Origin of the sequence: Streptomyces xiamenensis, from assembly GCF_000993785.3 — a bacterium.
GTDB classification, from domain to species: domain Bacteria; phylum Actinomycetota; class Actinomycetes; order Streptomycetales; family Streptomycetaceae; genus Streptomyces; species Streptomyces xiamenensis.
In genome coordinates this window covers 5114536-5136476 of the sequence record NZ_CP009922.3, presented here as the reverse complement: position 1 = coordinate 5136476, position 21941 = coordinate 5114536, and the positions used below count along the sequence as shown (strand labels likewise).

Sequence of the window (21941 nt, the reverse complement as noted above, 5' to 3'; positions counted from 1 at the left end):
AATCCCCCGATTCCTGGTGATCAGTCGTCCAGCTTGATGGTGGTGCCGTCCACCCACATGCCACCGTCTCCGGTGGGGTAGAGGAACGGGCTGGGTGAGGGGAAGCCGGGTGCGATGACGCCCTCGGCCATCCACTGCGCCCACTCCCCGTCGGCCGGCAGCGCGGCCGGGGAGTCGGCTCCGGCGTAGATCTCGCCCCGGACGCCGGCCGGGCACGGGCGCCCCTGCGGGTCCAGCACGTAGACCGGGCCGGTGAAGCGGTCGAAGAACTCCCGCTGGTCCTCGTGTGCGGCGATCACCGTCGGCGTGTTCTCCGAGCGGCGCAGCAGTTCGGCCACCTCGCCGGGGTCGCTGCCGTCGATGTCGGCCACGGTGGCCCGTCCCTCCGCGATCTGCGACAGGCAGGAGCGGAAGACGCGGGCGAACACGGCGACCCACTCGGGGTCGACGGCTCCGGTCGTCGAGGAGAACCGGACGGTGAGTTCGTCGCCGGGTACCGCGACGACGGTGAGCCGGTAGTTGGTGCGCTCGTGGCTGGCGAACTCCCCGATGCCCAGGCGCCGCGAGCTGAGGTGCTCGGGGCCCAGCGGGTAGTTCTCCAGGATGAAGAGCACGTCGAACAGGGAGCGTCCGGCGCCGACGCCGGCGCTCTCCAGGATGTGGGTGGTGGCCAGGTCACCGTGTTCCATCGCGGCGAAGCCGTCGCGCTGGAGCCGGTGGAGCAGTTCGCCGACCTTCTCGTCGCCGATGGTCTCCACCCGGACCGGCAGGGTGTTGATGAGCAGGCCCACGATGCGTTCCACGTCCGGCACCTCGGGGGTGCGTCCGGAGACGGTGGTCCCGAAGATCACCTCGTCGGCCCCGGAGACGATGCGCAGGGACAGTGCCAGCGCGGCCTGGAGCACCGTGCCCAGGGTGCAGCTGGAGGCGGCGGCGAACGCCCGGACGGCGGCGGTCTCCTCGGAGCCGAGGACCAGGTTCAGCTGGCTGAAGCGGTCCTCTCCCCCGCCCTGCGGGGCGGCTTCCGGCGGCAGGGCCGAGGCCTTGGCGCCGTTGAGGTGCTCCGCCCAGTAGGCGCGTGCCGCGCTCAGGTCCACGCGGTGCTGCCATTGGACGAAGTGCCGGAAGCCGGGTGCCGGGGCGGGGAGGGCCTCGGTGGTGTCGGCGTCGTAGAGCTCCATCGCCCGGCTGAGCATCCGGAAGACGCTCCAGCCGTCCAGGGACAGATGGGGGAAGCTCAGCACGAACGTGTGCTCCTGGGGGCCGGTCCGCAGCAGGGCGATGCGCAGCAGCGGTCCGTTCGCGAGGTCGAAGCCGCGGGCGATGTCCTCGGCCAGGGCCCGGTCGACCGCCGCACCCACCCCGTCGGGGCCTTCGTGGGCCGTCAGGTCGCGGTGGGTGACCTCGATGTCCGGGTCGCGCAGGACGACCTGGACGGGGTGGGGCAGGTTCTCCCAGCTGTAGACGGTCCGCAGCATCTCGTTCTCGGCGACGACCGTGCGCCACGCGGCCTCGAACTGATCCCGCCGCAGGTCGCCGCTGAGGGTGGTGACGATCTGTCCGAAGTAGTCGCTGCCGCCGGGGTTCATCAGCTCGTGGTAGAGCAGCCCTTCCTGGGTGGTGGTCAGCGGCAGCACGTGCTCGACGCGGTCGCCGTACCGTTCGCGCAGCAGTTCCCGCTCGGCGTCGCCGAGGGCCTGCTCCCCGGCGGGCTGCCCGGAGTGCGCCCCGGTGGGGGTCTCCTCCAGCAGCCGGGCGAGGTCGAGCAGGCCCTGCTCGTAGCCGGCCAGCAGCCGGGCCACCTCTGGCCGGTCCGCGAAGCGCCGGTCCACCCGTGCGGAGACCTTCAGTTCGTCGCCGTAGCGGAAGATGTTGACCTCGATGGCGCACTCGCGCCGCGAGTCGGGGGCGCGGAAGAGGCCGTAGGCGGCGTCCGCCAGGACCATTCCGGCCGGCATGACGCCCAGGTAGTTGAACGCGACGGGGATCGCGGCGGCGGGGTGGCGGACCGCGCCGGTGAGGAAGGCGAGGGCCCCGTAGTCGCGACCACCGGCCGGGATGCCGTCCAGGTGGGCGCGGCAGGCCAGGACCGCGGCGATCGGGTCCTGCCGGGGGCCGGTGGGCAGCACCGTGGGATAGATGCTGGTGAACCAGCCGACGGTGCCGGACAGGTCGAGGTCGTCCACGACGTCGGCCCGGCCGTGGCCCTCCAGCAGCACCGGCAGTTCCCGCGTGCCGAACGCCTCGCCGTACGCGGTGGCCAGCGTCGCCAGCAGCGCGTGCTGGAGTTCGGCGCCGGGGAAGCCGCGCCCGATGCGCGAGAGCGTCTCGGTGGCCCGCTCCGGGAGACGGAACTCCCGGTCCACGGTGGCCTCTTCGGTGAGCACCACGTGGGGGAACGGGCTGCGGACCCGGTCGGTGACATCCGACCAGTAGGCCACCTGGTCCTGTCGCGTGGGCGAGTCCGCCCGCAGGTGGGTGGCGGCGATCCACGAGGAGTAGGTGGCCGTGCCGGTGGTGGCGGGCAGCGTGCCGCTCTCCTCCCGCAGGGCCGTGCGCAGGTCGCGGGCCAGGATGCGCAGCGAGACGCCGTCGCTGACCAGGTGGTGCACCGCCAGGACGAGCTTGTGCCCCTCCCCCGTGGTCACCTTGGCCGCCTGGAGCATCCGCCCGCGCGCCGGGTCCAGTGTCCGCTGGAGTTCGGTCAGTTCGCCGGTGATCTCCGCGAGGTCGGTCACCGCCCAGGCCCGGACGGGGATCTCGGCGGCGGGCAGGTCCTCCTCGTAGTGCCAGACGCCGTCCACCCGGTGCAGCCGGGAGCGCAGCGCGCGATGCTGGGCGGCCACCGCGCGCAGGGCCGCGGCGATGCGCTGCGGGGGGTGGTCCTCGTCGAGGTCCAGCACCAGCGGGAGGTTCCAGTGGCCCAGCCACTCCTCCTCGCCCAGGGCGTCGAGGATCCAGGCGTGCATCGGCGCCAGTTGCGCGGTGTCCTGCCGTTCGACGACGGCCGCCGCCGTCCGGCCCGGGCGCAGGACGCGGGCCAGCTTGCGGATCGTCTGGTTCTCGAAGACGTCCTTGGCGGAGAGGTGGTAGCCGGAGCCGCGCAGCCGGTTGGTCATCTGGATGACCTGGATGGAGTCGCCGCCGAGGCTGAAGAAGGTGTCGTCGGCGCCGAACGCCTCGCTTCCGAGGAGTTCGGCCCACACCCGGCGCAGTTCGGCGGCCTCGGGGCCCAGTTCGTCCACGGTCGGCCGGTCGCCCGTGGCGCCCTCGGGCCGGGCGGCAGCGATCTCGACGCCGGCCAGCGCACGGCGGTCGACCTTGCCGTTGCGGTCCAGCGGCAGCCGCTCCAGCGGCACCAGGACCGAGGGGACCATGTAGTCGGGCAGCAGCCGTTCCAGGTCGGCGCGGAGGTCCCGGTCGCTCTCGCCGGACCAGAACCCGACCAGCCGCAGTCCGCCGCTCGCGCCCTTGCGCGCCTCGACGACGATCTCCCGCACGTACGCCAGGGAGCGCGCGACGCGTTCGATCTCCGGCAGTTCGACCCGGAAGCCGCGGATCTTGACCTGGTGGTCGACCCGTCCGATGAACTCGATGTCGAGGTCCTCGTTGAGCCGCACCAGGTCGCCGGTGCGGTACATGCGCCCGTTCGCGGTGAAGGGGTCCCGGGAGAACGCGGCGGCGGTGAGGTCGGGGCGGTTCAGATAGCCCAGCGCCACTCCCCGGCCGCCCACGTACAGTTCGCCGGGGACGCCGACGGGCTGGAGCCGGCCGGCGCCACTGAGCACGTACGCCGAGGATCCGCCGATGGGGCGCCCGATGGGGACGGGCCGGTCATCGGGGTGGTCGGCCGGGATCGGGTGCGTGGTGGAGAAGGTGGTGTTCTCGGTCGGGCCGTAGCCGTTGATGACGCGCACGCCGGGGTCGGCGTCGAGGACGGCGCGGATGTGCCGGGGTGACAGCACGTCGCCGCCGACCAGCAGTTGCCGCAGCCCGGTGAAGGCGGCCGGGTCGGCGTCCACGATCTGGTTGAACAGCGGGGCGCTCGCCCACATCACGGTGGCGCCCGTGTCCCGGACGGCGGCCCGCAGGGTGGTCGCGTCCAGCAGCACGTGCTCGTCCACCAGGTGCAGTCGCGCCCCGTTGAGCAGCGCTCCCCACACCTCCAGGGTGGAGGCGTCGAAGGTGAGCGATCCCGTCTGGAGCACCACGTCCCGCTCCCCGAGGGTGACGAAGGTGGGTGCGTGCACCAGGCGCAGGATGTTCTCGGCGGAGACCACCACGCCCTTGGGACGGCCGGTGCTGCCGGAGGTGTACATGACGTAGGCGGCCGTGGTGGCCGCGTCGCCGGTGTGGTCGGGCCGCGCGGCGGCGCCGTCGCCCGGCGGCACGTCGTAGCCGCCCAGCGTCAGCTGCGGCACGGCGGAGTCCGGGTGCTCCGCCTCGTCGAGCAGGAGCACCGCCTCGGAGTCCGCCAGCACCAGGTCACGGCGCTCCGCCGGGTCCGAGGGCCGCAGCGGTACGTAGGCGGCGCCCAGGCGCAGCGCGGCGACCATGGCGATGATCACGTGCGGCGAGCGGCGGGCCATGACCGCCACCCGGCTGCCGGCCCGCACGCCCCGGGCGCGCAGCCGCTCGGCGCAGGCGCCCGAGCGGTCCCACAGCTCCGCGAAGGTGAACCGCTCCGCGCCCATCACCAGCGCCGTCGCGTCCGGCCGCTCCCGTACCACCTCGGCCAGCCGGGACGGGATGGACGCGGGCAGCGGGCCGTCGAGCGGGCCGTTGATCGACAGGACGCGCCGCCGCTCGGCGGGGCCGGCGATCTCGATGCCGCCGACCCGCGGGTCCCGCAGGCCGGGAAGGTCGCCGAGCACCGTCAGATAGGCCTCGCTCCAGCGCTCGACGTCGCGGCGGGCGAACAGGTCGCGGCGGTACTCGAAGACCAGGTCGAGACGCCCTTCCCGCTCGAACGCCTGGACCGACAGGTCGAATTTGGCGGTCTCGCTCTCCCAGATCCGCAGCCGCCACGACGCCTCGGGGGTGGTCACCTGCTCGATCTGGGCGTTCTGCAGCGCGAACAGCACCTGGAAGAGCGGGTTCCTGTTGTGTGCCCGCTCCGGTTGCAGCACCTGCACCAGGGAGTCGAACTGCACGTCCTGGTTGTCGTGGAGGCCGATCACCTTGCGCTTGACCTGGTCCAGCAGCGCCGAGAAGGGCTCCGTGTCATCGACCCGGAGGTCCAGCGGCAGTGTGTTGGCCAGGAACCCGACCATTCCGGCGGTGTCGCCGAGGCCCCGGTTGGCGACGAGTGTGCCGAGCCGGACGTGGTCGCTCAGGGTCAGCCGCTGGTGCAGCACCGCGTAGGCGGCGAGCAGCAGCACATAGAGCGAGACGCCGTGCTCGCGCGCCAGCCGGCGCAGGCCGGCCAGGACCTCGGGGTCCACGACCGCGGTGATGTGGTCGCCCGCCGAGCCGGCCGGCTCGCCGCCGGTCACCCGGCCGGGCAGCTCCGCCGGGACGGTGACGTCCCCGAGCTGCTCCGTCCAGTAGTCGAGCTGCTCGCGGTGGGCCGGGGACCCCTCGTACGCGGTCACCTCCGTCACGTACCGGGGGTAGAGCCCGCGGATCGGGTCCAGCCGCACCACGCCGTGGGCCAGCAGGTCGCCGTGGATCGCGGCCAGGTCGGACAGGATGACGCCCATCGACCAGCCGTCGGAGACGATGTGATGGATCGTCAGCACGATGGTCGCCCGGTCCTCGCTCTCCCGGACGACGGCGGCCCGCACCGGCGGCTGCGCCGGCAGGTCGAAGGGGATCGCGGCGGAATCCGCGATGATCCGCTCCACCCGTGCCGCGCGCTCCTCCCGCGGCACCGCGCGCAGGTCGTGCTCGGTGAGCTCCAGGCCCAGCTCCTCCACCGGGACGAGGCGCTGGACGATCTCGCCGTCCTCGCCGGCGCCGAACCGTACCCGCAGCGCCTCGTGCCGGTCGATCAGCTGCATCACCGCGACCTTGAGCAGCGGCGCCGCGACCTCGCCGGTCACCGTGATGGACACGGTGTTGTTGTAGTACGGGCTCTGCGGGTCGGCCTCGAAGAGGAACCACAGGCGGCGCTGCTGCGGGGTCAGCGGGCTGTCGCCGGCCGCCCCGCTGCGCGGCGGTGCGGGCTCGCCGGCGCGCTCGGGCGCGGTGTGCTCCGCCCCGGCCGCCGCCGCCTGCTCCGCCAGGTGCCGGATCGTCGGCTCCGCGTAGAACGCCTGGTGGGAGACCTGGACGACGTTCTCGTCGCGCAGCCGCGCCAGCAGCTGGATGGTGGCGATGGAGTCGGCGCCGACATCGAAGAGGTTCTCGGTGACGCCGATGGTGTCCACCCGGAAGACCGCGCGGCAGATGTCGCGGATGCGCTCCTCCAGGGGGCCGCGCGGGCCCTCGACGGTCACCTCGCCGCGCAGCACGTCCAGCCGGCTGAGCACGGCGGAGCGGTCGACGGCGCCGTTGCGGTCCAGCGGTACCTCGTCGAGGAGCGCGTAGCGCGGGGGCCGGTCACCGTGGTCCGGCCGCAGTGCGGCGGCGATCTCCGCCGCGCGGGGGGCGAACGCCTCCTCGAAGGTGGCGAAGTCGGTGATCACGCACACGTCGTCCAGGTCGGGTCGGTCCTCCCGCACGGGCAGCGAGGACGGCAACCGGGCCCCGTCCACCCCCAGATGGACGCCGGAGGCGTCGGTGCCGACGGCGCGGGACAGCGCGAGCAGGGCCCGCAACGGGTCCATCGTCCCGATGCCGCGGCGGCTCAGCGACCGGTTGACGCGCAGGTTGCGGCTCATGCCGGTCTCCTCCCACACGCCCCAGGCCACGGAGGTGGCCGCCAGCCCGCGCGAACGCAGGTGGGCGGCGTGGTGGGCCGCGAAGTCCGAGGCGGAGACGTAGCCGGAGACGGTGGTGCCCGGGGCCAGGCTCCGGGCGCTGGCGAAGGCGACCAGGAAGGCGTCCGGGTGGCGCTCCAGCAGCAGCTCGCCCAGCAGGTGCAGGGCGCGCACCTTCGGTGCGTACACCGCCCGCAGATCGGCGACCGACTGCTCGGCGATCAGGGCCTCGTGAATCACGCCGGCGAGGTGGAACACGCCCTGAAGGGGCAGCCCCGAGGAGGCGGCGTGTCCTTCGACCGCCGCCCGCAGCGCGCTCGCGTCGCCCAGGTCGCACCGGCGGTAGGTGAACGCGCCCCCGTGCTCGCGTGCGAGCGCCCGCAGTTCGGCGATCTCCCGCTCCGCCCGCTCCGGGTCGCGCCGCCCCAGCACCAGGACGTCCCGGCCGAAGTGCCGCAGCAGGAACGCGGTCAGCAGCCGGCCGATGCCGCCCAGACCACCGGTCACCACGACGAAGCCGTCCCGCAGCGCCAGCGGTGAGGGCCCCTCGGGCAGCGGCAGCGCCTCAAGTCCCTGGAGGTGGCGGACACCGTCCACGTACGCCACCGACGTGCCGTCGGCGGCCGTGGTCTCCTCGCGGCGGACGACCTCCACCACATCGCCGCCCGTTCCGGACAGGTCGATGTGCACGGCGGTGTGCCCCTCGGCCACCGCGCCGCGCACGAAGGCGGAGACCGCGGCGGCCCGGTACCCCGGGTTGGCGTCCAGCGGGCCCAGCGCGGCGCGGGTGACCACGGTGGTACGGGTGAGGGTGACCCCGGCCTCGGGCAGCAGCCGCCACAGGTGCTGCAGGCTGAAGACGCCCCGGTCCTGCGCGTCGAGCACATCACGGTGCCCGTCGTCCCCGCCGGTGTCCATGGCCCACAGGTGCGCCACGGCGACGGTGTCGGCGCCGGCCGCGCGCAGCGTCGAGGCGAGCGAGCGGTACGCCTCCTCGTCGCGGGGGTCGACCTCGGTCACCAGGACGCTGGGCGGCACCACGGCCGAGTCCGCCCCGGGTGCCTGCGGGGTGTGGGCCCAGACCACGTCGCGCGCCGGGTCGGCGGCGAACCGCCCCACCACGGTGGGGTCATCGGTGAGGACGAGCAGCGTGCTCGCCTCGTCGGGGGCCGCCTGCTCGGGCGGGCCGGACGGCAGCAGGATGTCGCGGTAGGCGCCGATCGGCGCGGGGACCGCGGGGACGAGCGGGCCCGGAGCGCCGGGTGTGGTGAGCGCGGTGAGCAGATCGCCGTCCGGGTGGTCCGCCAGACCGCTCCCGAAGGCCATCTCGTGGACGGTCACACCGGAGCGCCTGAGCCGGCGGGCGAGGCGTTCGCGGACCGCCTCGCGGTAGTCGGGATGGTCGAGCCGGGTCTCCACGGCGGCCAGCGCGCCGCGCGTCCCGGGCAGCAGCACCTCGGAGGTCCACACCCGTACGTCCACCACGCCGGGCAGAGCGCGGACGGCGGCCTCGAGAGCCTCGTCGCGGTCCCATGCGCCGCCCAGCCCGCCCAGCACGGGCGCGGGCGCGGGTCCTGGAGGTACGGCGCGGGCCGCCTCCGCCTCCTGCGGGGAGGCCGTCAGATAGCGTCCGGGGCCGACCAGGGAGGCCAGCGTCTCACCGGCGCGCGCCCGGCCGCCGCCGGACTCGCCCACGGCGCGGTCGGCGAACTCGCCGTCCCGGAACCGGGCTCCGAGCTTGGCGCGCTGGATCTTGCCGAGGTTGGTCTTGGGGATGTCGCGGCGCCGTACGGGGACGACCGCGTGCAGCCGTACGCCGATCCTGCGCAGCACCTGGGCGCGGATCTCCTCGACGGGCAGGTCCTCCATGCGCTCGTCGCGCGGCACGAAGAAGACGATCGCCCGGTCCTCACCGGAGGCGGGGTCGGTGTGCGCCCAGGCGGCGGTGAAGCTGGTCTCCACGCCGGGCAGTTCCTCGATCGCCGCCTCGACCTCGGAGAGGTCCACGTTGAGGCCGTTGACGACGAGGATCTGCTTGGCCCGGCCGGTCATGGTGACCTCGCCGTCCAGGATGCGGGCGAGGTCGCCGGTGCGGAACCACCCCTCGGCGGTGAACGCCTCCTGGTTGACCTCGGGGTTGCGGAAGTACGCGGGGGTCACGCACGCGCCCCTGACCACCAGGTGGCCCACCTCGCCCTCGGGGAGGATGTCACCGGCCGCGTCGAGAACGGCGACCTCCAGTCCGGGAATGGGGCGCCCCAGGGAGACGAACTGCGCGGTGCGCGCGCCGTCCTCGCCGTCCGCACCGGGCGCGGCGCCGGCGAGCGGGCGGAAGTTCCGGTTGTAGAGCACCCCGGAGCAGGTCTCGGCCATGCCCCAGACCGGCACGAAGACCTCGGGCCGCAGACCGTGGCCGGCCAGCGCCTCGCACAGCAGGCCGGTCAGCCGGGCGTTCACCATCTCACCGGCGTTGATGACCTGGCGCAGGCAGGACAGGTCCCAGTCGGCGTGTTCGCGGGCCCGTACCAGGTTGTTGAGGAGCGAGTAGGCGAACTGCGGCGCCCAGGTGTAGGTGACGCGGTGCCGGTCGACGAGGTCGAGCAGCGTGAGCGGGTCGGCCAGGATGTGCCCGGGAGCGACCTGTACCTGTTCGGCCAGCCGGAAGACGCCCCGCAGATGGGACATGAGGATGCCCGCGGCGTGCTCCAGCGGCATCCAGTTGAGCTGGACGTCGGTCACCGGGCCGTCGTCCTGCAGGACGGCGGCCTCCCGCGCGAGCATCGAGCGGTGTGTCTGCACGGCGCCCTTCGGTGTCCCGGTGCTGCCGGAGGTGAAGAAGATGACCGCGGCGTCCCCGGGCGCGGTGGCCGGCTCGGTCTCCGGGTCGGGGGCGGCGGGCAGTTCGGCGGCCGGGGGGAAGGTCAGGACCGACCCGGGGTCGTGTCCCAGGAGCTCCAGGACCGGGGGGTACTCCTCGGCGATGGCCGTGCCCACCAGGATCCGGCCGGTGCCGAGCGTCTCCAGGACCCGGGAGACCCCTTCGAGGGTCTCGCGCCGCAGGACCGGGGGGACGCTCATCGGCACGGCGACGACGCCGGCGTGCATCGCCGCCCAGAACAGGGGCAGATATTCGTGGCCGTCGGGTATCTGGAGGACCAGATGGTCACCGGGCCGCAGACCGGCCTCGCCGGTCAGCCACCGGGACAGCCGCAGTGCCTCGTCGCGCAGACCCGCGTAGGTCGTACTGCGGTACGCGCCCCCGGCGTCGTAGAAATGCATCGTGGTGTCCGGCGCCCGGTGGGCCGCGTCCCGCAGTGCCGCGAAGACATGGGTCCAATTCGGCGCATGGAGAATCTCGCCGCCCGAGACATGTGACATCCCGGCGACGCTGAGGTGATCAGCCATCTTTCTTTTGTTCCCCCGAACTTGTTTTACGTTCTCGCCGCTATCAGTTGAGTGATGCTGTGGAGATTCTCGTCGATGAAGAAATGACCGCCGGAATACATGCGGAAGTCAACGACGGATGAGGAGATCCGGAGCCAGTCGGCATGACACACCGCGTTGGCGGTGTCGTCGTCCTCGCCGTTGAGAACGGTGAGGGGGCTGCGGACCGGAACGGTTTCGTCGGCCGTCGCCGCGCCGTCCTCGAGAAGCCGGAAATCGGCCCGGATGACGGGCAGGAACAGCGTGGACATGAGGTCGTGCTCCGCGAGGGAGGCCGGCAGGCCGCCGAAGGCCGCCAGCTCCGACAGCAGACGCGCGTCGTCCAGCGCGCTCACGGGCGCGCCGAGCACGTCGCGGTACCGCGGTGAACCGCGCCCGGAGAGGTAGAGGTGCCGGGCCCGCAGTCCCAGGGACTCCAGGCGCCGTTCCAGTTCCAGCGCGAGGTAGGCGCCCATGCTGTGCCCGAACAGGACGAAGGGCTGTCCGGTGGCGAGCAACGGCAGGGTGCGGTGGGTGAGATCGTCCAGCGCCTCGGCGAACGAGGCGTACAGGGGCTCGCCGACGCGGTCGCCGCGTCCGTTCAGCTCCAGCGGTATGACATCGAGGTGTGCCGGAAGCAGGGCACGCCAGCGGTGGTACCGACTCGCACTGCCCCCGGCGTGGGGCAGGCATATCAATTTCACGTTCATGAACGAAAGACCCCCGTTGCCGCACGCCGCCGGCGTACCGCAGTCTTTGCACCCCCGAAGGGCGCGACCGCCCCATTCATCAAACAGCGCGGCAGAGCCCTGCTAGGCCCGCATCCCGCTGGATACGGCTCACAGGAAACCCCGCGGTGAGGTCCGCGGTAATTCCCCACCGCGTTCCGCTTGCGCCGTGACGGATACTAACAGAGCCCCGCTTCGGAGCGCCAGCGTCAGTTTTCCGTGCCCCTGACACCGCCGCTCACCTGCCCGGAAGAACTCCGGACGCATTCTTTACCAGCGAGTAACCAATAGCCGCGCGAAATAAAAGCAATGCACACCGCAATACGCGAACGGATGTCTTATTCGGCCGAGGGGTCGCTTGCCATGCCCGGCACCATGACCGGGTGGATGAGCACGGTCACGGCGCCCGGCGGGCAGCGCGGGACCCGCGGCAACGCGCCGCGCGGGACCGCCGGCTGACCGCCCGGCATCTCTGCCCTCACACACGCTTGATCACCCGCCCCCGGTTCCCGCCGTTCCGCACTCCTTCTGCACTCCTTCTGCACCGGCCCGGTCCCCGGCGGAACGGTGCACGCCACCAGCCGATACGGCGAGTTCACCCGGGGTGGCGCCTCCCCCGGCGTCGCGGCATGTCGCCCTCCGCCCGCCCGGAGAGATCCCCGGCACCGCCCCACGGGTGGGCTTTCAGCGTTCTCCCAGTACCGCAAGTGCCGCGTCGAGCGCGGCCGGCGTGGTGGTGGCGTGCACGCTGAAGCGGATGCGGTCCGCCCCGTGCGCGGTCGCGCTCACCCCCGCCGCCCGGAGCCGCTCGTTGACCGCCGGGGCGTCGCCGCCCGTCATCCCCGCCACCACCAGGCCCGCGCGGTCCCGGGGAGCGACGGGCGACAGGACCGGCACGCCCGCGGCGCGGAGCCGGTCGATGAACACGGTCACCGTGTCCTCGATACGGCGCCGCACGGTGGCGACCCCGACCGACTCGAGCTGGGCGAGCGCCGTCGCGAGCGCCCCGGAGGCGAACGGCGATCCGTTGGTGACCGACAGACCCGGTGCGCCGGGAAGCGGCTCGTGGAGCACACCGTCGTACCGGGAGGGGTTCTGGACACCGGTCCAGCCACCGAGTACGGGCCGCAGGCGCTCCGTGCCCCGGGGGGACAGCGCCACGAAGCCTGTACCCCACCCGGCCCGCAGCCACTTCTGGCCGCCGACCACCAGGGCGTCGGTCACGGTCCAGTCGGTGTCCAGGACACCGAACCCCTGGATGCCGTCCACCACGAGGAGCCGGTCGCCGATCACCGCACGGATGCCGGCCAGATCCGCGCGGAACCCGGTACGGAAGTCGACCGCGCTGACCGCCACCGCGACCGTGTCCGGGGTGAGGGAGGCCGCGACACGGTCCGGTGTCACCGGGGCCAACGCGTCGCCGGGCACCGCGGGCAGGGTGCGCACGGTGGTGAGCCCCGCGTCCTGGGCGCGCCACCACGCGTAGAGATTCGAGGGGAACTCCGCGCTGCTGACGAGCACCGCGCCGCGCGGCAGGCCGAAGGCGATCTGCAGCAGGCCGAACGAGGTGCTGGACGTCAGCACCAGTGCGTCACGGTCGAAGCCGGTCAGCCGCGCGAGCGCCGCGAGGGCGTTCTCGTCCTCCGCGTGCAGTCCCGCCGAGGGGACACCGGCGGCTGCGTCCGCCGCGAGGCGGCCCATGGTGTCCACGACGGCGCGCGAGGGCGGCCCGTAGCTGCCGAAGTTCAGGTAGCCGGCCGGCTCGGAGAAGGAGGCGAGATAAGCGTCGAACTCAGCCGTCATGAAGGTACCTTCCGCGTCATCGGTGCCGCGGTGGCGGCCGGGGCACCCGCACCCGCGGATCCGGCCGGCCGCCGCCGGCGATCGTCAGCAGGGTGATGTCCGGGCACGCGCCGATGCTACGTGCCGCCCCCTCACCCGCCCGGGCCGGCCAACACCCGGCGGGTGACCGGCGGGTTCTCGGTGCGGCCGGAGCCCCGCGGGGGCGTACGGAACACCGGCCGGACGCTCACCGCAGCGGCGGCAGCACCACCCGCTGGACCTCCGTGGTGTTCCCGGCCCGGTCGGTGGCGCTGAACTCCAGGGTCTGCGGTTCCTCGCGCAACGCCCTGGTGAACGGCTCCTGATAGACGCCCCAGAACGTCTCCGGAGTGCGCCACCGCACGCGGTCCACGCCGGAGACGTCGTCCTCGGCGTAGAGGGTCACCTCGACGTTGCTCGGCCCCAGCGGACGGACCTCGGCCCGTACCGACGGGGGCCGGGTGTCCACGGCGACCTCGCGGGTGGCATGGACGGTGCGGCCGGCGGAGTCGGTGGCCCGGCCCCGGATCACCTGCCGCCCCTCCCGGACCGGGGTGTTCGCGCCCGTCGCGGGCTGCCACGGGCCCTCGCCCACCGCGACCTCCACGGTGGCGGACGCGACCGAGGTCACCGTGCATCCCGGCTCCCGGGTGTACCACCCGGACGGGGCCCGGTCGCCGCTCACCTCCACCCGGACCACCGGCAGCGGATCCCCGCGCCCGATGTCCGGCGGCAGCGACCAGTGGACGATGTCCTCCACCGCCTGCCCGGTCGCGGAGGTCAGCCGGGTCACGCGCGGCGCGTCCGCCGCGTCCGGGCCGAGCACGCCGCGGCGGGGCACGGTGGGGTTGTCGAGGGTGCTGGAGGCCGCCGCCATGAGCACGGCCACCGCCTCCTCCCGGCTCAGCAGCCCGGAGCGGGCCGCCCGCACCACTCCCCGGTGCACCGCGGTGAAGAACGCGTCGGCGTCGGCGTAACCGCCCTCCGCCCACAGGCCGGTGAGGAAGGACCAGCCCTCGGCGTCCTTGCGGTCGGGGACCCCGGGCGCGCTGCCGGCGAAGGCGATCTCCGGCTCGGCAAGCCGCAGATACATGTGGTGCCGGTGGTCGCCGCCGGACCAGGCGGGTTCGAAGGTCCGGCCGAACACCGAGACCAGGTCGCCCTCGGCGGTGTGGCCGGCGATGGTGCCGTCCAGGCGCCGGTGGGCGGCCGCCGCGACCGGCAGCGTGGTGGTGGCGTCGTCGCGGGCCAGCAGCACCGTGGGGCCGAGTTCCACGCTCACCAGGGTGGGGTCGTCGGGGGTGGGCACCAGCCGCAGTGGCAGCGGCAGTTCGAGTGCGACGGTGTCGCCCGGGCGGAAGTCGCGCCGCAGGGTCACGAATCCGGACTCCGGCACCGGCACGGCCACGCCGTCGATACGGGCACCGGCGGCCCACGGCGGTATGCGCAGGCACAGTTCGCCCGAGAAGGCGGCGCCGAACTCGACGGCCACCCTCCCGTCGCGCGGATAGCGGGTCCGCAGCGTCACCTCCCCGCCGGCCAGGCGCAGCCGGGAGGGCACGTACTGCGTCACGTACAGCTGCCCGGGCGCGTGGAACCACACCGATTCCTGGTGTTTGACGTGGCTCTCCAGGCCCGTGCCGCCGCAGCAGGTGCCGACGTTGTCGTACTCGCGGACCGCGCCCGGGTCCACCGGGTACATGTACAGGACCTCGGGGCTGGTGTCCGAGGAGATGTCCGCGCGGGAGCCGACGATGTGGTTGAGCGAGGCGCGCTCGGCGTAGTCGGCGTACCGGGCGTCCCGGGTGTGCCCGAACAGCGAACGGGCGATCTTCAGGAGGTTGTAGGTGGCGCAGGTCTCGGCGTTGCGCCGTTCGACGAAGCCCGCCACGGTGTCGGCGGGGCCCCACAGTTCGCCCTCGCCGGTGCCGCCGTGCGCGAAGGTCCGGCCGGGCACGATCTGGTCCCACAGGGCGAGGACCGCGTCGAGGTAGCGGCGCTCGCCGGTGGCCTCGTACTGGCGCAGATGGCCGACGAGCATGGGCAGGTGCTGGTTGGCGTGCATCCCGTCGAGCACGTCGCGGCCCGCGACGGCGGCGTCCAGCAGGCTGTCGAGCTCGAAGGCCCCGGCGGCGCGCAGGAACGAGGGGTCGCCGGTGATCCGGTGCAGGGCCGCCATGGTCTCGTTCATGCCGCCGAACTCGCCGGCGATGTACAGCGACCACATGCGCTGCAGGTGTGCCCGCTCCAGCCGCAGCACCCGTCCCGCCACCCAGTGGCCCATGCCGGCGACGAGGTCCAGCGCCTGCGCGGAGCCGGTCAGCTCGTACGCGTCCAGCAGCCCGGCCATGATCTTGTGGCAGGTGTAGTACGGCGCCCAGATCTCGCCGTAGGGGGCCAGGTCCTCCAGGCGGGCGAACTGCCACTCGCCGTACGCCGCAAGGAATCCGGGGTGGCTGTACCGCCCGGTCGCCGCCAGCGCGTCGCGGACCTCGGCCAGGCCGGCGACCATCTCGTCCGCCTTCTTCCGCAGGGCCTGCTCGCCGGTCGAGGCGTACGCCAGCGACAGCATCGACAGGAAGTGCCCCGCGTAGTGTCCGCGCAGCAGGCTCGCGGTGGGGGCCACGCCCGGGCCCGGGTAGTCCTCCCCCGACCACGCGCGCTCGTCGGGATGGCCGAAGTCCTCCCAGGTGCCCGGCGGCAGGGCCCCGCGGGTGTCGAGTCCGGCGTTGGCCCGGAAGACGGCGAGGAGCCGGTCCACCGGGAACTCCCGTGCCAGGTGCAGCATCTGGTCCCGGGTCCGTGAGTGCACCCCCGCCAGGAGGTCGACGTCGCGCAGGGGGAAGGGATGTGCGCGGGTCATCGGGCGGCCCATTTCTCGAGTCCGGTGGCGTCGATCGGCAGCGCGCCCGACAGCACCTCGTGTCCGGTGCCGGTGACCAGCAGGTCGTCCTCCAGGCGTACGCCGATGCCGCGCAGTTCGGGGGGCAGGGTCTCGTCGTGGGCGTGGAAGTAGAGGCCGGGCTCGACGGTGAGCACCATGCCGGGCCGCAACGGGGCACCCTGGTACCGCTCGTACGAGGACGAGCCGCAGTCGTGGACGTCCAGGCCGAGGTGGTGGCCGATCCCGCAGACGAGGTACCGGCGGTGCTGCTGGCCCTCGGGGGCGAGCGCCTCGTCGACGGAGACCGGCAGCAGCCCCCAGTCGTGCAGGCCGCGGGCGAGCACCTCCATGGCGGCGAAGTGGAAGTCGGTGTAGGTGACTCCGGGGCGTACCTGCTCCATGCCGGCGCGGTGCGCGGCCTCGACCAGGTCGTGCACGCGGCGCTGGGCGGGGGTGAAGGTGCCGCCGACCGGGATCGTGCGGGTCACGTCGGCGGTGTACAGCGAGTTCGCCTCGACGCCCATGTCCAGCAGCAGCGTCTCGCCGGGCAGCACCGGGCCGTCGCAGCGGACCCAGTGCAGGATCGGCGCGTGCTCGCCGGAGCCGACGATGGTGCTGTAGCCGGGCCCGTTGCCGAAGGTGCGGGCATGCCGGTCGAAGGTGCCCTGGAGCCAGCGTTCCCCCAGGCCCTCGGCGACGGCGCGCGGGATCTCGTCGGCGACGGCGGTGAATCCGGTGACCGTGTGGTCCACGGCCTCGCGCAGCTGCCCGATCTCCCAGTCGTCCTTGATCATGCGCAGGTCGGAGAGGACCGCGCGGATGTCATCGGCTGGGCCGGCGTGCGGGTCGCGGAGGTCGCCGATCGGCCGCACCGGCAGGTCCAGCGCCGCCGACCACGCCGCGAGGCCGGCCGAGGGGCCGACCCACAGTTCGCCATGTGTCGCGTCGGCGTGGAAGTCGCGTTCGCCGGGCCGGGCCGGGGCGGGCAGGTACAGCACCGCGTCGTGGCCGCCCGGACGTGGCGTCATCACCAGAACGGCGCCCTCGGTCTGGCACCCGGTGGCCCACAGGAAGTCGCTGTCCACCCGGAACGCGTAATCCGCGTCGCCGTTGCGGCGCGGGGCCCGGCCGGCGGCCAGGACCACGGTACGGCCCGGCAGCCGGCCGCTCAGCCGGGCCCGGTGTTCGGCCGCCGCCCGCGCGGCGGCCCGCGTCACCGGTGCCGGGATGTCGCGCTCGGCCCAGCCCTGCCCGATGCGGGCCAGGAAGCCGGGGCTCTGGTCGGCCAGCCGCGGCGGCCTGGTCCCGGCGTACGGCGCTCTGGTCGGCTCGGTCAACGCCTTTCGCCTCCTTGGTCGCGGACCATCTCCCGCAGCCGGCGGAAGACCCGGCCGTCGGTGATGCCGTCGTGTTCGTACTCGTTGGTCACCCAGGTGTGCGTGTTGCCGACCCGGGTCAGGGTGTCGCGCTGCAGCCCGGCGTCGACGAACACGTCGTCGGCGTACACGGCGGCGGCCAGCGGGACGTCGTTGGCCGCGAGCCGGGCCGGATCGTAGAGCGGGCTCCACACCCGCTGTTCGGCGAGTTCGGCCATGGCCGGCGCGAACGGCCGCAGGGCGCGGATCTCCTCGAACATCCACGGGAACGTCATCTCGGAGGTGAACAGCAGCGGCCGGCGGTCCTCGGCGAACTGCGGGCGCCTGTCCCGTTCGCGCTGGGCTGCCCAGCGGAAGGGGCCGTTGGCGCCGTCGCCGTAGATCGACTCCTGGAGCGTCCAGAACAGCGGGTTCCCCGCGGTGGACGTCCGCACCAGCGCGGTCTCCAGGAACGCGTCGGAGAGCCTGCCGTCCGGGCGGACGGCCTCGCCGACCAGCCAGTGCAGGCGCTGGTGGCCGGCTCCGAAGCCGAGGTCCCCGCCCAGGGTCTGGAACCGGCGCACCGACAGCGGCGAGCCGTCGGGCAGCGTCACGCCACCGGCGGCGAGCCGGTCGGCGATCGCGGCCACCGCGGCGACGTCCTGGGGGTAGCGCCGGTAGAAGTCGGCGGTCTTGCCGGCCACCCGGTCGAACGTGCGCCGGTAGACCTCCTCGGGGTCGGGCGGGGTGCCGGGGATCCCGCCGCACACGTAACAGGCCGTCAGCGCCTCGGGAGCGTGCGACAGGTAGGTGAGGGTGATCCAGCCGCCGAAGCTCTGCCCCAGGGTGGCCCATCGTCTGCCGTCGTAGTGGCGGGTCCGCACGTGTTCGAGGTCGCGCACGATGGAGTCGGCGCGGAAGCGCAGCAGGTGGTCCGCCGCCGCCCGGGCGTCGGGGAAGGCCGCGATGGCGGTTCCGTCGAGCGGGGTGCTGCGGCCGGTGCCGCGCTGGTCGACCATGACGACCCGGTAGCGCGGCAGGGCCTCGGCCAGCCAGCCGCCCACCGGGGCGGGCCGCGGGTTGGCGCCGCCCGGGCCGCCCTGGAGGTAGGTCAGCAGCGGCAGGTCCTCGTCGCGGCGTTCGGGGTCGCTGAACTCCCGGACGAACAGCTCGATGCTCTCGCCGCCGGGGGCGGACCAGTCCAGTGGCACGGTGACGGTGAACTCCCGGACCCAGGCTCCGGGCAGCGGGTAGGCGACCACGTTCATGCGCGTGCTCCTTTCGCCCTGCGCCGGCGCGCCTCCCACTCGGGACGGATCCGCGGCACGGCGGCCAGCAGGGTGCGGGTGTACTCGTGCTGCGGATTCTCGAACACGGCGTCCCGCTCGCCCGCCTCCACCACGCGGCCGGCCGTCATCACCGCGACGCTGGTGGCGATCTGCCGCACCACGGCGAGGTCATGGGCGATGAACAGGCACCCGAAGCCCTCCTCGCGCTGGAGTTCGCGCAGCAGATTGATGATCTGCGCCTGGACCGATACGTCGAGCGCCGAGACCGCCTCGTCGCAGACCAGGACGCGCGGGCCCACGGCGAGGGCGCGGGCGATGCCGATGCGCTGCGCCTGCCCGCCGGAGAACTGCGCGGGGTAGCGGTCGATGTGATCGGGGTCGAGCCCGACCCGTTCCATGAGCGTGCGGGCGACCGTCCGGGGGCCGCCGGGGATCGGGCGTTTCTGGTAGCGCAGGGGCGCGGTGACGATCCGTTCGACGGTGTGCCGGGGGTTGAGCGAGGAGAACGGGTCCTGGAAGACGACCTGGACCTGGCGGCGTACCTCGCGCAGCCCGGGCCCGCGCAGGGCGGTGATGTCGCGGCCGTCGAGGTGGACGGTGCCCGAGGTGACGTCGATGAGGCGGGCGGCGAGCCGCGCGGTGGTCGACTTGCCGGAACCGGATTCCCCCACCAGGGCGAGGGTGCGGCCCGCGTGCAGGTCGAAGGAGACGGAGTCCACGGCGGTGAACCTGCGCGCGGGGCGCAGCAGGCCGGCCGTGCCGGCGACGGGGAATTCCTTGACCAGGTCCCGGGCCCGCAGCAGTGGTTCGGGGCTCATGTGTCCTCTCCCAGGGTCTGGAGCGCGCCGATCTCGTCGTCGATCCGCGGGACCGCGTCGAGCAGCGCCCGGGTGTACGGGTGGCGCGGGTCGGAGAAGATCTGCTCGGCGGTGCCGGACTCGGCCACCTTGCCGTGCCGCATGACGATGAGGCTGTCGGCGACCTCGCTGACCACGGCGAGGTCGTGGGTGATGAGGATGAGCGCGGCCCCGGTGTCGCGGCGTACCTCGGCGAGCAGATCGAGGATCTGGGCCTGGACGGTGACATCCAGTGCGGTGGTCGGCTCGTCGGCGATGATCAGGTCGGGCTCGGTGCTGAGCGCCATCGCGATCATGACGCGCTGGCGCATGCCGCCGGAGAACTGGTGCGGGTATTCGTCGACGCGGCGGGCCGCGTCGCGGATGTGGACGCGTTCCATGGCCTCGATCGCCGCTCTGCGGGCCGCCTTGCGGCTGACGCCGGAGCGGTGCGCGCGGTAGGCCTCGGTGATCTGGGCGCCCACCGTGTAATAGGGGTTGAGTGAGGAGAGCGGGTCCTGGAAGACCATCGCGATCTTGTCGCCGCGCACGGCGCGCATCCCGCGTTCGTTCAGGGCGGTGAGTTCGCCGCCGTCGAAGGTGACGCTGCCGGCGCGGGTGGCGCCCTTGGGCAGCAGCCCCATGATGGCGAGGCTGGTCATCGACTTGCCCGAGCCGGATTCGCCGACGATGCCGAGGGCACCGCCGCGCGGCACGGTGAAGTCGATGGCGTCGACCACGGGCACGCCGTCGAAGGCGACGGTCAGTCCGCGCACGCGCAGCAGGTCGCTCATGCGGCCACTCCCACCCTGACCCGCGGGTCGATCGCCGAATAGACCAGGTCCACGAGCATGTTGCCGACCACGACGAAGAACGCCGCGAGCAGCGTCACCGCCAGGATCACCGGCTGGTCGTTCTTGGTGATGGAGTCCGCCGCGAGTTTGCCGACGCCGTTGATCCCGAAGACCGATTCGGTGATCAGCGCGCCGCCGAGCAGGCCGGCGAAGTCCATGCCCGCGATCGTGACGACCGGGGTGAGCGCCGGGCGCAGCGCGTGCCGGCGCCATACCAGGCTCGGGCGCAGGCCCTTGGCCCGCGCGGTGCGGACGAAGTTCTCGTCCAGGGTCTCGATCACGTTGGCGCGGGTGAGCCGGGTGTACGCGGAGGCGTAGCCGATCGCCAGCACCGTCCAGGGCATGATGAAGTTGAGGAACCACTGGCCCGGGTCGTCGGCGAACCGTACGGTCTGCGGGAACGGCAGCCACTGGAGCCAGACCACGAGCACGTACTGCATCGCCAGGGCGAGCACGTAGTTGGGGACGGCCATGCCGCCCAGGGTGAGCCCGGTGATGAACCGGTCGGTGAACCGGCCCTCGCGCACCGCGCTGAGCAGCCCGCCGATCACCCCCATGAGCAGCCAGAGCACGGCCGCGCCGAGGGCGACCACGGCGGTCACCGGCAGCCGCTGCGCGATCATGTCGGTGACGAACTGCGAGGTCTGGAACGAGTAGCCCAGGCAGGGCGCCTCGCAGAAGACGGTGGCCGGCCCGCTGCCGTACTCCCGTCCCACGAACAGCCCTTGGAGGAAGTGCAGGAACTGGGTGAGGAACGGGTCGGTCAGGCCGAGGTTCTCGCGGATCCGGTCGATGCGCTCGGGGGTGCAGTTCTTGCCGCAGATCTGTACGGCCGGGTCCGGCGAGAGGGCGAAGAAGATGATGTAGGTGAACAGGCAGACCAGGAAGAGCACCAGCACCATGCCCAGGAGGCGGTGCACGACGTAGCGGGTCATGAGCGGCCCCCCGGCTCGACGGCGGTCCGCAGGCGGTCGCCGAGGACCATGAAGGAGAGCACCAGCAGCGCCAGGAAGGCGCCCGGCACCAGGAAGTACGTGGGGACCACCGCGTACCAGTTCACCGAACTCGCGATCATCTGGCCCCAGGACGGGGTGGGCGGTGCCAGTCCGACGCCGAGGAAGGACAGCCCGGCCTCGGTGCCGATGTACCCGGGTATCGCCAGGGTCACCATGACCAGGATCGTCGAACGCAGGTTGGGCAGGATCTCGGTGAACACGATGGTGGTGCGGGAGGCGCCGGAGGCGCGGGCCGCCTCGACGAACTCGCGTTCCTTGAGCGACATGGTCTGTCCGCGCACGATCCGGGCCAGATAGGGCCAGCCGAAGACGGAGATGACCACGATCAGCAGGTACCGCCGGTCCTCGGCGGGCAGTGCGGACAGCACCGCGATCATGAAGATGAGCGCGGGGAACGCCATCAGGAACTCCATGACCCGCGAGATCAGCATGTCGGTCCGGCCGCCGAAGTAGCCGGCCAGCAGGCCGAACACGACACCGAGCGCCGTGGTGAGCACGGTCGCGCCCAGGGCGATGACCAGGGAGGAGCGGGCGCCGTACACGATCCGGGCGAACACGTCCCGGCCGCTGCCGGGTTCGACGCCGAGCCAGTGCGATCCGGAGATGCCGCCCCAGGACCCGGCGGGGATGCCGCCGAGGTCGGAGTCGATGGCGCTCTGGTCGAACTCGTAGGGGTTCCATCCGCTGATCCGGACGATGAGCGGTGCGCACACCGCCATCAGGACGATCAGGGCGATGTAGCCGAGGCAGGCCGCGGCGACCGGGTCGCGCAGCAGGGTACGGGTCACGCCGCGGCGGGGGCCGGGGGCCGCCTCGGCGGTGCCCGGTGGGGACACCGCCGACGGCCGCGGGCCGGTTGACGGGAGCGTCAT

The 21941-nt window shown here is 73.0% G+C and carries 10 protein-coding genes; all 10 read right to left on the bottom strand.

Features of this window, described 5'->3' with window-relative positions; translation table 11 throughout:
* Positions 1–20: 20 nt before the first annotated feature.
* The 10 genes from SXIM_RS23615 to SXIM_RS23570 all read right to left on the bottom strand — a co-directional run bounded on the left by SXIM_RS23615 (position 21) and on the right by SXIM_RS23570 (position 21941).
* Positions 21–10268 carry a non-ribosomal peptide synthetase gene (locus tag SXIM_RS23615; protein ID WP_246156928.1) on the bottom strand — a complete coding sequence of 3416 codons (10248 nt, stop codon included), beginning with the start codon at positions 10266–10268 and terminating at the stop codon, positions 21–23.
* A gap of 26 nt (positions 10269–10294) precedes the next feature.
* The gene (locus tag SXIM_RS23610) at positions 10295–10996 is read right to left on the bottom strand and encodes a thioesterase II family protein (RefSeq protein WP_078847012.1); all 702 of its coding nucleotides are present in this window, start codon (positions 10994–10996) and stop codon (positions 10295–10297) included.
* Positions 10997–11698: 702 nt separating this feature from the next.
* Positions 11699–12817, bottom strand: coding sequence for an aminotransferase class V-fold PLP-dependent enzyme (locus SXIM_RS23605; RefSeq protein ID WP_052385185.1), 1119 nt, complete (start codon positions 12815–12817; stop codon positions 11699–11701).
* 226 nt (positions 12818–13043) lie between these two features.
* Positions 13044–15698, bottom strand: a complete 2655-nt coding sequence (locus SXIM_RS23600; protein ID WP_218941167.1) for a beta-L-arabinofuranosidase domain-containing protein — start codon at positions 15696–15698, stop codon at positions 13044–13046.
* Positions 15695–17056: an aminopeptidase P family protein gene (locus SXIM_RS23595; protein ID WP_046725073.1), complete on the bottom strand. Its 1362-nt coding sequence runs from the start codon at positions 17054–17056 to the stop codon at positions 15695–15697. The genes SXIM_RS23600 and SXIM_RS23595 overlap by 4 nt, the downstream gene beginning before the upstream one ends.
* On the bottom strand, positions 17053–18342 hold the full coding sequence (locus SXIM_RS23590) for an alpha/beta fold hydrolase (protein ID WP_046725072.1): 1290 nt from the start codon (positions 18340–18342) through the stop codon (positions 17053–17055). Before SXIM_RS23590 ends, SXIM_RS23595 begins: the two co-directional genes overlap by 4 nt.
* The gene (locus SXIM_RS23585; RefSeq protein WP_030730787.1) at positions 18339–19181 is read right to left on the bottom strand and encodes an ATP-binding cassette domain-containing protein; all 843 of its coding nucleotides are present in this window, start codon (positions 19179–19181) and stop codon (positions 18339–18341) included. Before SXIM_RS23585 ends, SXIM_RS23590 begins: the two co-directional genes overlap by 4 nt.
* Positions 19178–19993: an ABC transporter ATP-binding protein gene (locus SXIM_RS23580; protein WP_052385184.1), complete on the bottom strand. Its 816-nt coding sequence runs from the start codon at positions 19991–19993 to the stop codon at positions 19178–19180. Before SXIM_RS23580 ends, SXIM_RS23585 begins: the two co-directional genes overlap by 4 nt.
* Complete coding sequence (locus SXIM_RS23575; protein ID WP_030730782.1) at positions 19990–20988, bottom strand: ABC transporter permease; 999 nt, start codon at positions 20986–20988, stop codon at positions 19990–19992. The genes SXIM_RS23580 and SXIM_RS23575 overlap by 4 nt, the downstream gene beginning before the upstream one ends.
* Positions 20985–21941 (bottom strand): ABC transporter permease, encoded by a 957-nt coding sequence (locus SXIM_RS23570; protein ID WP_046725071.1) that lies wholly within the window; start codon positions 21939–21941, stop codon positions 20985–20987. Before SXIM_RS23570 ends, SXIM_RS23575 begins: the two co-directional genes overlap by 4 nt.